This is a genomic window from Sphingobacterium sp. BIGb0165, assembly GCF_024810095.1.
Lineage (GTDB): Bacteria > Bacteroidota > Bacteroidia > Sphingobacteriales > Sphingobacteriaceae > Sphingobacterium > Sphingobacterium detergens.
In genome coordinates this window covers 513,330-528,627 of record NZ_JANUEB010000003.1, presented here as the reverse complement: position 1 = coordinate 528,627, position 15,298 = coordinate 513,330, and the positions used below count along the sequence as shown (strand labels likewise).

Genomic DNA, 15,298 nt, shown 5'->3' with positions numbered 1-15,298 from the left:
TTTAGGGTTAATATAGAATAATTGTGTCATTTTCATGTTTAACACGTATAGCTGGATTAGCCAGTGTAATAGTCTTTAAAGCCATGTCAAGATTATAACCTTCCATAGTTCCTGTGAACGTCGTATTTTCAAGCTCCGTATTGTTAATTATAATATTTCGATTATACCATTTGCTAATTTTAGAAGCGACGATAGACATCGGATCGCCTTCAAACGAGAGCTTATTTTCAAGCCACAAAGTCTCCGATGGCATTTTTTCCCCTTCTTGAATTTGGAGTTCTGTACGTTGTACCAATGGACTGCGAGTTTTTCGCAAGGCCTGCTGAACTAATTTTTCCGCAATAGTTATTTTTTCACCCGGTATCATACGGTAGGTTTCGCCATTCGTTCTATCTGTCATTTCGATCGCACCTTCTACGAGTGAGGTCTGTATTTTATGCTCGTCAGGATATGCTCTGATATTGAACTTGGTGCCAAGAACCTTCACTTCAGCGTCTTTGTATGACACAATAAAAGGATGCCTTTTGTCTTTCGCTACCGAGAAGAAACCCTCACCAATTAATTTGACATGACGATCCTTTTTGTTGAAACCTTTGGCCAAATAAAGTTTACTATCTCCATTCAGCCAGACCGTACTGCCATCTGGAAGATTAAGAATTCTCTTCTCTCCTTTAGCACTACTATAATGCATTCCATACTCAATGGATCTCGCTTGATGTTTATACCACCAAATGCCGGTGGAAAGGATAATTAGTACAGAGGCAGCGGCTAAATAAAAAGGATAGCCCACTTTCTTAACTTTTAATTTCAGCGTCTCAAATAAAGATAAGCGTAACGACGGAGTCGCGATCTCCTCGGATTTCACTGTGTTGATTTCTGACTCAGTGCTTTCTATCTGTTGCCATATTTGATCAAATGCGGATTCAGTATTTGGGATACTCGATTGCGAAGATTGAACTTTACTTACAATAAAATTATAAAGAACTTTATTTCGACTATCTTCATTGATCAATTTCTCCAAAAGCCGCTTTTCTTCAGGATTTAGTCTTCCCTCAAGCTGTCTATTTAATAAATCTAGAAATTGATCTTGGTTCATAGTTCCTTTTGATTCTTTAAAATAAGAGCCAAAAGAGGATGAATGTCACCAATTGAAAATGAAATAAAACTTCAAACAGCTGTATACTAGCTATTTATTTTTTTTAAAAAAATTGATTCTCTTAGACGACGCAGGGCAAGCTGTATATGCCGATCCACCGTATTTTTGGAAATTTCCATAATAGCGGCCGTTTCGTGGTACGTACAGCCAAGGTCTTTTACGAGGGTAAAAGCCATTTTGCATTTTGAGGGCAGTTCCTCAATAGTTTGTTGTATAATTTTCAGATTCTCATTTGATATATATTCCTGTTCAACACTTGGAGATTGATAATTGAAATCAATAATCTCAGAAATATCAACATGAGAGGGTTGTCTTTCAAGATATTTTATGGCATTGTTTCTAACAGACCTAAAGAGATAAGTTTTAATATTTTCTATTTCCATTAACTTATCTTCCAATAGCCACAATTTCATAAATATCTCTGAGATAATATCTTCTACTGGTTCCGACGACTTGATTATGGCGACACCAAACTCATATAGATCGGGGTGAAAACTTTTGAATAAGGTTTTAAATGCAACCTGACTTCGATCGAACGCTATTGCATATCGCAATTCATTCCATAGGAAGGGGGCTTGATTAAAATCCTGCATTTATTTATGAAAAATGGTCTATATAAAATAAAGATATTAATTTTTACACATATACAAGAATACAAAAACCATACTTTTTTAGCCAAATACTATTTTTGGTTTGCTAATTGTTTCAGTTAATAGATTGCATATAACTGTTCAGTTGGTACAGACCCTCCTTATATAAAATGTATAAATTCTTAATTGAATTTATACATTTTATCCTATTCATTAGACTAGGCAATCTTTATAGCAAAGCCTCTGAAACCGCATAACTGTCTTCCAAGAGCGTATATTCGATAATTTTATGGTTATGTATCCTCAAGTGAATAAAGAATACAGAACTGACCAGCTTTCCTGTTTCCAACATCTTGGAGGTAAAATTCCCTTTTATAATAGCCTGATCTTCGTTGGTCAATACTGTCTGTATTGCAGCCGTTACGGGTTCTACAGCTGACCACAATAGCTTAAAAAGTTGTTCCACCTCCGGTTTTGAACTTCTCGATCCCAGCCATTTTATCTTTGCAGTATTGCCTGGAATTTCCAGGTAAAACTCTTCAGCAAAAAGATCAACCAGATTTTTCAGTTCTCGCCGCTGCAAGCAACCTAGGAAGGTATCCACAAAAGCATTGATATTTTCCATCTCAAATAGTGTTTAGATTTCTGTTTTGCAAATAAGCCATCATTCCAACCCATACGGCAACAGCTAGGATCATAACAGAACCTATAATACTGATTGTATAAAATAAGGAGATGACAGCAATAACGCTGGCAATAACCCAAATAACATCTAGCGTAATGATAAATTTGGTCCAGCTTTTCGAGATAATTTTCTTCATAGCCGTTGCCAGTACAAATACAGAAAACACGATCAGGAAACCTCCCACCAAGGTAAATGGGCTACTGTGTGGTGTTTTAAATAGTTGTGTAAATAAAGAAGGCATGGTCGCTAATAAGAGCCCGGTCATTCCTGAGCTGATCGCATTGGTCAGCAATACATTTTTTAGTGTCATAATCTCTATCTTTTTGTTACTCAAAAGTACTGCTGTACGGACGGCTTTGGATTATCTATAAGCGACAGGGTATTGACATTATGCGACAATCAGATACAAACTGTAAAACATATCATTAGATTTACAGTATGAATTATAGACAGACCATGTTGCAAGCCTTAATTGCCTTTTGTGGCGAGCGTGGGCTAGATAATGCTAGAATTACTGCATTATCAGGGTTTTCGATTGCCCAGTTAATGAACAGCGCCAGGTTTGATATCTCTAACCAACAGGTGGAAAATCTGTGGAAGAACATTGTTCAGTTTTCCAAAGATGAGCTGATAGGCTTGCATTTTGGAGCCACAATGCAGTTAGCGGCGCTGAATATTGTCGGACAGATTATCCAGACGAGTAGCACTGTGAAAGATGCTCTGCTACAAGTACGATCAATGATGCACCTAGTCACGGATCTTTATACAATGGAAATAGAACTCGGACCTAAAACATGTGTCATCCAATACCTTAAAAATACAGGTTTTGACCATTTCCAGATGACCCAAAGACAATTCGGAGACTTCCTGATAGCGTTTACAATTTATGAATTGAAAGGGCTGTTACTTAAAAATCTGAAACCCACGAAGGTTGGTCTACCAAGCTTTCAGAAAGATCGCTACATGGACTATGAGATAATTTTGAAATGTCCAATAGGAAAAGCAGAACATTATACGGTAGAATTTCCCAGAGAATACCTGGACTTTCCAATCATTACAGCCAACTATGAGGTGCAAACTTTGCTCATTAACCAAATGAACAAATTGCAAAATCCAAACGAGTTAACAGGTGCTCTTTCCAAGAGGATATTCAACTACCTTCTAGCGAACTCTTACCTTTACTCACTCTCGATCGAAGCGGTAGCCGGAAATTTCAATATCAGTGTAAGGACTTTACAACGTAAACTCAAAGATGAGGGAGCATCTTATGTACAAATTGTTGAGGAGGTGCGTAAGTCACTGGCTGTCCATTACATGCAAAACAGTAGTTCTTCGGTAAAAGAAATTTCAACCATTTTGGGCTATGCTGAGCCAAGTGCCTTCGTTCGGGCATTTAAAAAATGGACAGGGAAAACACCTACAGAATATCGAACAGCTGGTCTCTAGATTTTTATGGTGTTACAATAATATAAAAATTATAAGAATATCCGTGTTTTAGCCTGTTCCAATGGCTAATGTAAAACCACTTAGTTAGAGCTTGAACCAAGAACAAAATATTTATCCAATTCACAATGTAAAAAAAATGAAAATTAATGTATTTTAATTGATTTTTAAACTTGAATGATTAAAATAGTCAAAAATATAATCTGAATTCTTATGAGTTTTACAAGAACTATTATTGTCGCGATCTTAGGTTTTATAAGCCTCCGTTATATTAATCAACAGCAGTATGGAACTTCGTTTATAGCTGATTTCTTTTGGATATTCATTCTAATATGTGATATCCTATTAACCATTTTTGTAATTTTCAAGGATGTCCAAGGATACAAAACGAGTAAAAAGTTAGGTTCTTTTTTGCTAACACTTGTGTGCGTATGTATCACGATCACTGCCTTTTTACTAAATCATAGTGTAAAAAAGGAACTCAATAAGCCTGTTTTCATGGAATTATATTTTAACGGTGATATAAATGGTATTGGTATTAGGCTACGGAGTGATAGTACTTACATTTATGAAAGTGTATTTTTGGTTGGCTCGGATATTTCATATGGAAGGTACAAGAGCACTGACAGTACTATAACGTTAGATCCTCCTTTCAAAGGCTCAAAAATTGATTATCATAACTTTAAGCTTATGCCAACAGCGAATGGAATACAGGCAAGCCCCATAGATCAGAACAATAATATTGTTAGCCCCTACTACAATTTTAATGTCATGGATCATAGGAAATAATTCCTGATCTAAACAAACTATTTCTAGCCTTTCATACAAATAAACATGGTCGTGCAACAAAAGAAAAAAATGAGTATTTACTAGAATATATCAGCCCCATTTTTGGGTGAAGCTGATATATCTATATATAGAGTTTAATAATACAGTCCCAACATATATTTTGAAGTGACACGCAAACCTATTAGAATGAAACCTTACCATAATTAGCCATAGTCCAATCATCACGTGTCAAACGGCTTATATGTTCCTTACGAACCTCGTTCAAAAAGGCATTATGGCTCCCCTCTTCTGTGTGATGATATCTAAATCCACACTTCTCTTGTGCAATCTGAGACTTGGCATTGCCTTCATAATATCCACTCCAGATATTCACCAATCTTAAATCTTCAAAACCATGGCGCACTACTGCACGGATCGCTTCGGGCATTAAACCTCGTCCCCAGAATGGCACCCCTATCCAGTAGGAAATCTCCCCTTCAGCTTCTGTAATTGGGAAATTGCTGTTCTTCCCCAAAATCAAACCAATCATTCCAATGGCAATATTATCTTCTTTGAGTGCAATCGCAAATACCCCAGCCTGTGCAAATATTGTATTGATTATCTCCCTGCTCTGCTCCACACTCGTATGTGGTGGCCACCCCGCTATTGGTCCTACATTAGCGTCTTTGGCATAATGATATAAATCTGCAGCATCGGCCTCCTTAAATGGTCGCAAAATCAATCTTTCTGTTTCTAAAATCATAATAATCTATTTTTTTATTAGTACGTTGCAAAGATATAGGGACTTTACAGGCTTATATAAACAAAAACTGTGTAAAATGGGTACTTTTGAAAACTATAAAGAAGTATAAACTGCTAAAAAAATATTCAAAGTGCTTATCGCAAGCCAGCATAAATTATTCGCTAATATGATTAAAGGAAAGGAAATTGTCAGCCTTGGAGAAAGTACCTTGAGAGAAAGTCTCGGTTACCCTTTACCCCTTAGTTACACCAATCTTATCGTTTGCCTTAAAGGCAGTGCCGTGGTGAATGTAGATTTTAAAAATTATCTACTCAAACCCAACGATATCATGGTATTAGCGAAAGACAGTATCACTGTTGTGCAACGCTTATCGAGTGATTTTAGCGCCTTTTACTGTCTTGTAGACAAAGAAATGGCATCGGAGGTCGCCTATGATTTACCAAATGAACTTTTCTTATTTCTGCATCAATCACCATTGTGCCGACCCCAGCCTGAGCAAGCTATTCTACTGAAAATGTGGATAGAACAAATCAAATATATAAAGGCAGCATGTACGCTCCATCAGCATACAATGCTACGAAATCATTTACAAAGCATCTTTCTCTATATCGCTGAAGCGATGCCAGTAACGGGGATCAACACAATGCGGCAATATAGCCATACTGAAAGATTGTGTTGGAAGTTTTGGGATCTAGTTGGTAAGTATAGTACTGAGCAACGCAGTGTCGCATTTTATGCCAACAAATTAAACATTACCCCATTCTATTTATCACAAATCATCAAAGATTTCTTGAATGACTCTCCAAAAGGATTGATAGATAGACAGGTTACATTGGAAATAAAGGCTCTCCTACGCAGCACAAATTTATCCATTAAAGAGATTGCCTACCGTCTCAATTTTGAAGACAGTTCGTATTTGACACGTTATTTTAAGAAACAAACAGGTATGACATTAACGCAATACCGAAAATAATTTATGGGAACGCCTGATCATTCCCAGACCTCCCATTCCCCACGCTGGAAATCATACTTTGCGTATTCTCCACTGTCAGTAAATTCTGAAGCGACCATTCCTACTTCAAAAATTGAGTTTTCATTCCAGCTTGCTGTAAAGTAGAGGGCATGTCCTGTTAATAAGGCGATGCCAAAATCGCCATCGGAATGGCTAAAATGTAGACCATGATCATCCTCTCCTGTGATCTTGTAGTTGTAGCTTAAAAGTCGCTCTTTAAGCTCTTGAAACTGTTGTCCAGTAAAAGGAACAAGGTTTTCCTCTTTTTCGAAAAAATCCGCATCATGAGCATTTTCCTCCCTTACCTTTGTTTCAGTCCTGTATAGTGAAATATCGTAACTCATCTGTTTTGAAATGCTTTTATTATTCTTTTTCAATTGGCATATTTTGACAAATGCTGACCGAGTCTTGTGGTACTCTATAAGATCCCTTGTAACGGCTTAAACCCCAAAATACCATTATTCAATTTTACTCATAGCCTTTCCAGCAACCGAAATATGCAATTTTAATTTGCTTTATAAATATAGTAAGTAATGATCCTGAATACCAGATAGATTTATGATTCGGGGGGTAGGACTTAATATCTGTCCAAAATAATCGATTATTTGCAGCATCATTAATTTCAAATTAAGCTTCTTGAATAGACCACACATATCGATTGTAGAGATCTATCGCAACTTGAGGCGAACTTCAATCAATCGATGAGGTTGCGCCTCGAAGTAGGACAAACATCAGCGGTAGAGTTCTTCCCGTAATTCCACCAAAAGTTTTGTCAGCATAGCCTGATCCGGTGCCGCTGGAAGCATGCTCGACAAAGAAAGATCCTGTATCTCTTTAAAAAGCTGTTGGGAGCGCAGAAAAAGTTCCTCATAACTGTATGTTCCACTTTTAATGAGCAGGAGCTCTTCCCTATTTGGCCGATGTACATGCAATTCACCATTGAACAAGATCTCTTTTGCCTGTTCCAACAAGCGGATCGTGTGCATCATGTTTTTGGCATCATACCCCTGACCATGGCCCACTGTGCCCTGAAAACGAACCTCATTGCGTTTGGCCACCCAAGTAAAGTACTCATTGTAAGTCTTACAATAGGAAGAATAGGCTTCATGGTTAACAAAGAGATATGCACTGGACGTTTGGTCCTTTGCAATCGAGCTACAGGAGACCTCATCGCTTGCTGTGGATGAGATAATACCTTTGTATCCAAACTTTCCTGTCAAATCATAAAACAATGCATACATACCTTTGGTATGATCTATCTTTGCCAAACCACAATTTTCCTGTTTCCATTGGCGATTGACCAGCCATTGTTTTAACTGTTGACTACCATTCCCTTCGATTACAAAACAGAAATCAAGCAAACTTTTACGTTCCTTGTCCATGGAGTTGTTAATTTTCTTATTCAATCCTTTCGCCTTATGTACCTGAACCATTGCGTATTGGGCAAAAGTAGTCACAGCCTCGCGAGTCATAAATTCCTGAATCTTAAAGCGTTCAAAGATCGGATCTTTGTATAAGAGACATTCATCGGTACTAGCCAGAAGTTCCAATATATTGGGATTGCTTTTGGAAAGGAGTTCCACGAAACGCCCCAATTCATAATAAACCTCATCATTACTCGAATTGGCAACTTGAGCAATGTATTTATTCCCAAAAAAATAATCGCGCGGTAAATAAAAGACACCCTTGATATCTGTATCCGAAGTAGCGGTCGCTAGTCCATAAGCCCGACTTCCAACCACTGCCTCAAACAGGATTAGTCCATTATCCCGAAGTTCATGTATAGTCATTTCAGTATAGTTTTAAAGTAATCTTCAAGCCCCTCCTTATGGAGCTTAACCATTGGAAGATCATGCACTTCATGTTCCAAATGATTAAATCTTTCTTCCAGATAATCTTTTATTATTGCGGGACAGCTAAAGTTGAAACCTTCGTCTACCTCACTCTTCAATTGTACTAATTTCGCAACTTCGGTTCGTATCCCCTCAGGCATTAATCCAGATAAATCGGCTAAAGCCATTGGTGCATAAGAACGATAGGTGATACACCACTCCGCAGCCAACAAAGATCTCAAGATATAAAACAGGGTCTTGAGTGGTATAGTCCCACCGCAGAGATCGCCGATCTTACTACGAACTATTCCAAGATAATGATGTGCTTGTCTGCGCGCACTAAAATAGTCTTCGATCAATGGTAGAAAACCTTCTTTAAATCCGGAAGTTTCATGATATACAATTGGTGACTGTATCCATTCGAATGGGCTAACATTACTTTTGTACAACAACGCCAGTACTTTAATTAGATCCCAACCAGATATATCCAGTTCTCCAGTTATAGGATAGCGCAATTCTGTTTCCAACGGAAAAACGCTGGAATAATCTGAAGGTTTTCTTGCATAGATAAACCGAACATCATAATCACTATCTGTCGAGGGGAATCCCCAGCCTCGACTCCCTGATTCACAAGCAAACAGTATGCTTATGCCTTCTAATTCCGCTATTTCATTTAGCCTATTTCTTATCTTTGTTTCCATGTTTGATACTTTTATTTGTTTTTCCTTTTTCGTTGTCACAAATATCAAACTGGGATACTGTAGCCTTTTTGCGTATTCAAAAAAACAGATAAAAATTTTTATATCTAACTTATTTACAGCTAGATAATTTTACATAAAAAAAACACGTTACATAAGCTATTCCTAAAGTACGCAGGTAGAATACGCAGTAATGATGAAAAGAAATGTTAGATCATACATTCGCTGACTTTTTTTCCAACGGTATGACGATTTTTATCTATATAATCTAAAAGGGATCGAGGGATCTTACAATCTTTATCCAGCACATCAAATTGTATTTTTAAACATTGGAACAAATAAAATTTCCTATTCTCCATTAGATAGAGAAATGCTACATCTCCAACTTTTAAGTGCCCCTTTTTCTTCGAACAAACCAAGACCCCAAGATCAGTTGTAGAACCAATACTTTCAGCAATAAGTCGTAAGGTATTTTTACTTTTCAGATAGTTATGATAATTGAAATCTTTAATAAGAGAATTGCTTTTTTTATTCCACTTGAGCGCGATATTATCAGCAATTTTCACCAATACCGTATCAGAGATGAGCTTATTAGCGTCTGTTGTCCCATTCAGACCCTGCTTCGCATAGACATAATTTATGCGAGCATCTTTCTTAAAATAATTAAAAAAAAGTAGTGAGCATACAATATATAATAACTTTTTTTTCATCGCATGGTATCTCTTAGTACAATACGTATCTTATTGTTTGATTTGATTATTTTTTGATCACCCATTTTTTTGATCAGAGACAACGCTCTTTATATAACTCATTTTCAGTTAAATTACATGGTAGTACCTACAAAAATCAGGGGTTCACCTAAAGTAAATCTGCAAATAAAATAAAAACTATTTTGTACAGATCGATAGCTGCCATAACACGATTGATATCCGCCCCGATTGGATAAATTTATGTAAGATGCTACTTCCCGAAATCACGATGACAGGCAGCTTACTTGGTTTATCTGAGGCCCAAAGATCCCGAAATGCGTGATCCCTCATTATGAATTTGGTATGCATTTCCAGCATATATTCCGAAAACAATGAGCAAGTTCCCTTTTATTTAACTTGTATAGCGATATCTTAAATAATTTTGGTAAATTAAGCAAAAGAAGGCTCGGTCAAGAAAATGTCTACATTGAAATTTATAAATCACTGGGCATCGTAACCCATTGCTGCTTTCCACAAAGAACAATACAGAAACTAACTCAATAATTGAGAAACGGAGGGAAATTAATGAATATAAAAATTATTGGGTCAGGTAGCTATCTTCCGGACAATAAAATCAATAACGCGAATTTTGAAGATCGTATTTTTTTGGATGAGGCTGGTGAGCCTGTCAAATACCCTGAATCCATTATAGGTAAGTTTAAAGATATTACTGGCATTGAGGAACGTCGTTATGCAAATAATGATCAGGTGGCTTCTGATCTAGCGTCTATTGCCGCAGAGCGGGCAATCGCTAACGCTGACATTGATCAAGAGACACTTGATTATATTATTGTCGCACATAACTATGGCGATGTACCCTATGGAAAAGTTCAATCGGATACTGTTCCCAGTCTGGCAACACGAGTCAAGAAAAAATTAGGTATACGAAATCCACATTGTATCGCCTATGATCTTTTATTCGGTTGTCCGGGCTGGAATGAAGGCGTGATACAAGCTAATGCGTTTATCAAATCAGGCATGGCTAAACGCTGTATGGTTATCGGTACCGAGACACTTTCCCGTGTCGTAGATCCTTACGATCGAGATTCAATGATCTATGCTGATGGTGCTGGCGCAGTTATCGTAGAAGCTACAACAGAGGAGGCAGGATTACTATCTTTTGAAAGTGCAACTTATGCATTTGATGAGGCCGACTATCTTTATTTTGGAGGCTCCTTTAACAGCCAACATGAAGAAGGCACCCGTTACATTAAGATGAAGGGACGAAAGATATATGAATTCGCTCTGAGTAAGGTTCCTTTAGCCATGCAAGTCTGCATAGAGAAAGCTAATCTTGACATTAATGCCATAAAAAAGATATTAATTCATCAGGCCAATGAGAAAATGGATGAGGCTATTATTTCGCGATTCTATGGATTATATCATATGCAGCCGCCAGAGGATATCATGCCGATGTCTATTCATAAATTTGGGAACAGCAGTGTTGCAACGATTCCAACACTTTATGATTTAATTAGGCAGGGAAAAATTGAAGGACATTCATTCAATAAAAATGATATCATCTTATTTGCCTCTGTAGGTGCAGGAATGAATATCAATGCATTTACCTATAGACTTTAGCAATTCGTCAACATGTCTAGTCAATTTACTTTCAATGAGCGAAAACAAAACAAGCTCAATCTTATGAAAGGAGTTTTTTTAAACAACTAAGAGTTGTTTTAAATTTTATACTAAAAGAGCGAGCAAAAGCGTGGTCTAATACTCCACTCTTTATACTCGCTCCAAATTAATAATCTACCATTATTAAATTAAGCTAACTTCTACAATTGCTTATTTCTTTTTTTTACGAAAGACATTATCTGTTAGATCTTTTGAAATCGAGTCCTTTTCTTTTTGATATGACGACTGTGTTTTCTCTTTCGTACTTTTTTCCTTTTTTTGATCTTTACTCATGACTTATAATATTTACATTGTGAGGGTGTGTCCCATAACCATGGGTACATGAATTGTGGGGATTAAACTTGAGTGTGGTTGGTTCTAAACAGAAAATTTCACGATGATATAATTGGAGAAATTTAAAGATAAAACGAGAAGCTTTTATCATGTTTGGTTTGTCGAATGGGGTTATATGAATAACAAACCTTATTCTTAAAGATACAAATAATAACTGATATCCCATCAATCCCAAAGGTTTATTAACAATAGCATAGCTTCATCAGCTCATCCCCTATCCAGAAAATAGCAAGGTATCCAATTTTTGTGTGGTTTATCGCTTGCGGAACTTGTCTTTGATCATTTTGTTACCTTCCTATGAACAGTAATAATGGTATTTATTTCAGTAATTCATATAACTTTATATACTAGCGTATTTCGCAATTTTGAAAAAGATATAATTTCAATAAGATCCCGAAGAAAAGAATGCGTTAAACTTGAGGTAATATCCTGAAGGAGAAGCATTCACTCGGAAGAAACGGATTAATTGTGTCGATCCTTGAGATTGATTACAAGACTGGAAAATAAATTGATATAGATGAAAATGACATTATCAAATAAAATGGCAACAATAGTAGTACTCCTCGCAATGTTCTCATCAGCCAATGCTCAAAATAAGCAAAAACCAATGGTTATTGAAGAACAAGGCAGTTTTGCGATTGGTGGAACAAAGAAAATGGAAGAAGGGAAGTTCGATCTGAGTAACGCCTTAGCTCCTCAGGGGCAGACATTTCATGCAGACCATGCCTATGTCTATTACCAGATACCCCAGAAAGCCCGAAAATATCCATTGGTATTTTTACATGGCGCTGGACAGTCAAAAAAGACCTGGGAAACGACACCCGACGGCAGAGAGGGATTTCAAAATATCTTTTTACGCAGGATGTTCCCGGTATATTTAGTTGACCAGCCCAGACGTGGAGATGCGGGTAAAAGTATGGTCGAAACAACTATCAAACCTATTGCAGACGAACAGTTTTGGTTCACACAATTTCGTATTGGCAATTATCCCGACTATTTTCCAAATGTACAGTTCCCACGGGATACCGCATCGCTGGAACAATTTTATCGACAGATGACACCCAATACAGGACCATTTGACAGTAATGTCATCGCTGAAGCACTCTCTACGTTGTTTGATAAAATAGGTGCTGGTATATTGGTAACGCATTCACAGGGGGGTGGCCCGGGATGGTCTACGGCAATTAAAAACAGCCGAGTTAAAGCCGTTGTCGCCTTTGAACCATATAGCAGCTTCATGTTTCCGAAAGGCGAACTGCCACAACCAATCCAATCCACAGGACTTTTTGGTGAGCTCAAAGGTGTTGAAATTCCATTAGCAGATTTCGAAAAACTCACCAAAATTCCCATCGTGATTTACTACGGAGATAATATTGCCAAACAGCCCACCAAAATCTGGAATATGGATCACTGGCGTTCGGGACTAGAAATGGCCAGAATATGGGCGGCAACAATCAATAAACATGGGGGTGACGCCACTGTCGTCCATCTTCCCGAGGTCGGTATTCATGGAAATACACACTTCCCCTTTTCTGACCTGAATAATATTGAAGTCGCCAACCACCTATCAAAATGGCTGAAAGAAAAAAGGTTGAGCCTTTAGGCATCTTATTATCCTGTTATAAACTTAAATTTATCATTTATCGGCCAATAACATATCCACTATCTTAAAATACACTTGTTGAATATCGATATGATCTGTATTGCTAAGTATAACAACGCCTAGTTTCTTTTCGGGAATCAACGAGAGTATGCTCCTATAGCCAATATCTCCTCCCTCATGGACATAATTTACATAGCCTCTATAGGGATAAATAAACCAGCATAGTCCCACTGATAATCCCTGAGCCGGATCAACAGTCACGGTAGGGCTTGTCATTGCCCTAAAAGTGGACGGTGTGATAATTTGTCTATTTTTATATCTTCCTTCATACATATTTGCAATTGCCCAATGTGAAAGCTCTAATACATTTGAAGTTAATGTGGAACTAGGTGCATGTTTCCGATTATAGGGATATACCATACTTATGGCCTGTGAGCTGCCTGTATAGGGCACGGTCTGCAAATCCTTACTCATCTTAGGGTAATAAAAATTGCTTTTGTCCATGTCAAGAGGAACTAGAATATTTTCTTCTTCATACTTTTCAAATGATACACCAGAAACTTTAGCGACCACATCTCCTAATACATCAAAGGCAATGTTGCTGTAATTAAAACTTGAGCCCGGATCATACATCAATATAGAATCAGCCAAGCTCCGTGTATACCGTTCTAGTGCCCCTTCGTCTGATTCCGCTTTTTCCCATTCATAATCTGTAACATCTGGGATACCCGAAGTATGATTGAGCATTTGTTTTATCGTAATTTTTCTATACCGCGGATCTTTCATTTTAAAATACGGTAAGTAATGAATTAAGGGCCTGTTGATATCAAGTTTTCCTCGCTCAGCTAATTGCATAACGGCAGTTGCTGTAAATGTTTTAGATATTGAGGCGACATGAAAAAAATGTGAAGGAGTAAGTTTCTCTTTAGTCTGTATATTTGCAAACCCAAATCCTTTCGCGTATATGACATCTTGCCCATTTGTAAGTGCTATTGCAATTCCCGGAATACCCGCCGTATCAATCAATGAACTCAAATAGGAATCTATCTGTTGAGTAGCAATATGATCTTCCTGAATGGCGTTTTCCGATTTTCTACATCCAGTGACCATCAGCAAAATAGATGTTACGATACATAGAATAGTTTTGTCTAATTTCATCTTACCTGTTTTATTATTAAGACAAAGTCAAGATGATTTACCCTCGTCGTCAAATCAATTAAATTTAAGATTCGACCAACGGCATAGGTTAGCAAAACTATACGATAATTTTTCTGAGAGTCAAAATACTTGCCCTAGGACAAGTATTTCAAAGGGAATTTCTTGTAGTTTTATATCATAAATCTGCATTTCTATGCCTGTTGTTTTTTCCGTTTCCACTTTAGCATGCCTCATTTTATTTGGACTCGCTTCTCCCAATAAAATGGTGGTGATTCCTATTGCGATATGGGCATTTGCACTCTCAGCGGTCTCATCCCTTAATATTTTTCTGATTTTCCCACCTACTTTTGTACTTGTCTTGGTGAGCGCGCTCTTACTGAGTATAAGTTACTATAGATTAGCAAAAAATTTAAGCTTGAACGCTTATTATCTGCTTGGTATTCACATCATCAGACTCCCTATTGAATTCATTATTTTTCAACTTTTTAAGCACAAAATGCTGCCTATAGAAATGACATTTTTGGGTTGGAACTATGATCTATTTTTCGGCATTACTGCTGTTCTATTTTTAATCTTTAGTAGCTTCAATCCAAAAATACTAACATCTGTATTTTTCAAAGCCTGGAATATTTTGGGTATCTGTTCACTGCTGATTGTCGTGGTCATTGGTATATTATCATCGCCATTACCTTTACAGTCAATAGCATTTGATCAACCTAATATTGCTGTGCTACAGTTTCCTTATGTCTTGCTTCCAACAATCATAGTACCTATAGTAATATTATCACACTTTCACCTGCTGGGAAACAGCACTATTGCTGAACAGCAATAGTAAACTGACGCTTACAACATAGCCTGAAATCAGCA

15 protein-coding genes are annotated in these 15,298 nt (G+C 37.2%); 5 read left to right on the top strand and 10 right to left on the bottom strand.

What is annotated here, in order from left to right; genetic code table 11:
- Positions 1-7 precede the first annotated feature (7 nt).
- The 4 genes from M2408_RS08765 to M2408_RS08750 all read right to left on the bottom strand — a co-directional run bounded on the left by M2408_RS08765 (position 8) and on the right by M2408_RS08750 (position 2,741).
- On the bottom strand, positions 8-1,096 hold the full coding sequence (locus M2408_RS08765; RefSeq protein WP_259180914.1) for a FecR family protein: 1,089 nt from the start codon (positions 1,094-1,096) through the stop codon (positions 8-10).
- A gap of 86 nt (positions 1,097-1,182) precedes the next feature.
- Positions 1,183-1,749, bottom strand: coding sequence for an RNA polymerase sigma-70 factor (locus tag M2408_RS08760; RefSeq protein WP_259180912.1), 567 nt, complete (start codon positions 1,747-1,749; stop codon positions 1,183-1,185).
- A 226-nt stretch (positions 1,750-1,975) separates the two neighbouring features.
- Complete coding sequence (locus M2408_RS08755) at positions 1,976-2,371, bottom strand: nuclear transport factor 2 family protein (RefSeq protein WP_259180911.1); 396 nt, start codon at positions 2,369-2,371, stop codon at positions 1,976-1,978.
- 1 nt (position 2,372) lies between these two features.
- Entirely contained in the window at positions 2,373-2,741 is a 369-nt protein-coding gene (locus M2408_RS08750) for a hypothetical protein (protein ID WP_259180909.1), read from the bottom strand.
- A gap of 128 nt (positions 2,742-2,869) precedes the next feature.
- Between M2408_RS08750 and M2408_RS08745 the strand changes: the two genes are divergently transcribed.
- Positions 2,870-3,877, top strand: a complete 1,008-nt coding sequence (locus M2408_RS08745; protein WP_259180907.1) for an AraC family transcriptional regulator — start codon at positions 2,870-2,872, stop codon at positions 3,875-3,877.
- 967 nt (positions 3,878-4,844) lie between these two features.
- Here the strand turns inward: M2408_RS08745 and M2408_RS08740 are convergent.
- Complete coding sequence (locus tag M2408_RS08740; protein WP_259180906.1) at positions 4,845-5,405, bottom strand: GNAT family N-acetyltransferase; 561 nt, start codon at positions 5,403-5,405, stop codon at positions 4,845-4,847.
- A 166-nt stretch (positions 5,406-5,571) separates the two neighbouring features.
- Here M2408_RS08740 and M2408_RS08735 point away from each other — a divergent pair, with 166 nt between their 5' ends.
- A complete protein-coding gene (locus M2408_RS08735; protein WP_259180904.1) occupies positions 5,572-6,378 on the top strand; it encodes an AraC family transcriptional regulator in 807 nt (268 codons plus the stop codon).
- 17 nt (positions 6,379-6,395) lie between these two features.
- On the opposite strand, the gene M2408_RS08730 is transcribed toward M2408_RS08735, so the two are convergent.
- The 4 genes from M2408_RS08730 to M2408_RS08715 form a co-directional block, all read right to left on the bottom strand.
- Positions 6,396-6,761: a hypothetical protein gene (locus tag M2408_RS08730; RefSeq protein WP_259180902.1), complete on the bottom strand. Its 366-nt coding sequence runs from the start codon at positions 6,759-6,761 to the stop codon at positions 6,396-6,398.
- 387 nt (positions 6,762-7,148) lie between these two features.
- Positions 7,149-8,207: a nucleotidyltransferase domain-containing protein gene (locus M2408_RS08725; RefSeq protein ID WP_259180900.1), complete on the bottom strand. Its 1,059-nt coding sequence runs from the start codon at positions 8,205-8,207 to the stop codon at positions 7,149-7,151.
- Positions 8,204-8,950 (bottom strand): nucleotidyltransferase domain-containing protein, encoded by a 747-nt coding sequence (locus tag M2408_RS08720; protein WP_259180897.1) that lies wholly within the window; start codon positions 8,948-8,950, stop codon positions 8,204-8,206. The genes M2408_RS08725 and M2408_RS08720 overlap by 4 nt, the downstream gene beginning before the upstream one ends.
- Positions 8,951-9,156: 206 nt before the next feature.
- A complete protein-coding gene (locus tag M2408_RS08715) occupies positions 9,157-9,657 on the bottom strand; it encodes a hypothetical protein (protein WP_259180895.1) in 501 nt (166 codons plus the stop codon).
- A gap of 564 nt (positions 9,658-10,221) precedes the next feature.
- Between M2408_RS08715 and M2408_RS08710 the strand changes: the two genes are divergently transcribed.
- Both M2408_RS08710 and M2408_RS08705 read left to right on the top strand, forming a co-directional pair.
- Positions 10,222-11,277, top strand: a complete 1,056-nt coding sequence (locus tag M2408_RS08710) for a 3-oxoacyl-ACP synthase III family protein (RefSeq protein WP_259180893.1) — start codon at positions 10,222-10,224, stop codon at positions 11,275-11,277.
- 934 nt (positions 11,278-12,211) lie between these two features.
- Entirely contained in the window at positions 12,212-13,273 is a 1,062-nt protein-coding gene (locus M2408_RS08705; protein WP_259180891.1) for an alpha/beta fold hydrolase, read from the top strand.
- Between the two features lie 33 nt (positions 13,274-13,306).
- Here M2408_RS08705 and M2408_RS08700 read toward each other — a convergent pair whose 3' ends face one another.
- On the bottom strand, positions 13,307-14,431 hold the full coding sequence (locus M2408_RS08700) for a serine hydrolase (RefSeq protein WP_259180889.1): 1,125 nt from the start codon (positions 14,429-14,431) through the stop codon (positions 13,307-13,309).
- A 193-nt stretch (positions 14,432-14,624) separates the two neighbouring features.
- Here M2408_RS08700 and M2408_RS08695 point away from each other — a divergent pair, with 193 nt between their 5' ends.
- On the top strand, positions 14,625-15,263 hold the full coding sequence (locus tag M2408_RS08695) for a hypothetical protein (protein WP_259180887.1): 639 nt from the start codon (positions 14,625-14,627) through the stop codon (positions 15,261-15,263).
- Positions 15,264-15,298 lie beyond the last annotated feature (35 nt).

Coding starts and splice junctions, on each gene's coding strand:
- M2408_RS08750 (WP_259180909.1), bottom strand. CDS start 2,741: ATGACACTAAAAAATGTATTGCTGACCAATGCGATCAGCTCAGGAATG.
- M2408_RS08720 (WP_259180897.1), bottom strand. CDS start 8,950: ATGGAAACAAAGATAAGAAATAGGCTAAATGAAATAGCGGAATTAGAA.
- M2408_RS08695 (WP_259180887.1), top strand. CDS start 14,625: ATGCCTGTTGTTTTTTCCGTTTCCACTTTAGCATGCCTCATTTTATTT.
- M2408_RS08715 (WP_259180895.1), bottom strand. CDS start 9,657: ATGAAAAAAAAGTTATTATATATTGTATGCTCACTACTTTTTTTTAAT.
- M2408_RS08710 (WP_259180893.1), top strand. CDS start 10,222: ATGAATATAAAAATTATTGGGTCAGGTAGCTATCTTCCGGACAATAAA.
- M2408_RS08735 (WP_259180904.1), top strand. CDS start 5,572: ATGATTAAAGGAAAGGAAATTGTCAGCCTTGGAGAAAGTACCTTGAGA.
- M2408_RS08755 (WP_259180911.1), bottom strand. CDS start 2,371: ATGGAAAATATCAATGCTTTTGTGGATACCTTCCTAGGTTGCTTGCAG.
- M2408_RS08765 (WP_259180914.1), bottom strand. CDS start 1,096: ATGAACCAAGATCAATTTCTAGATTTATTAAATAGACAGCTTGAGGGA.
- M2408_RS08705 (WP_259180891.1), top strand. CDS start 12,212: ATGGCAACAATAGTAGTACTCCTCGCAATGTTCTCATCAGCCAATGCT.
- M2408_RS08760 (WP_259180912.1), bottom strand. CDS start 1,749: ATGCAGGATTTTAATCAAGCCCCCTTCCTATGGAATGAATTGCGATAT.
- M2408_RS08740 (WP_259180906.1), bottom strand. CDS start 5,405: ATGATTTTAGAAACAGAAAGATTGATTTTGCGACCATTTAAGGAGGCC.
- M2408_RS08745 (WP_259180907.1), top strand. CDS start 2,870: ATGAATTATAGACAGACCATGTTGCAAGCCTTAATTGCCTTTTGTGGC.
- M2408_RS08730 (WP_259180902.1), bottom strand. CDS start 6,761: ATGAGTTACGATATTTCACTATACAGGACTGAAACAAAGGTAAGGGAG.
- M2408_RS08700 (WP_259180889.1), bottom strand. CDS start 14,431: ATGAAATTAGACAAAACTATTCTATGTATCGTAACATCTATTTTGCTG.
- M2408_RS08725 (WP_259180900.1), bottom strand. CDS start 8,207: ATGACTATACATGAACTTCGGGATAATGGACTAATCCTGTTTGAGGCA.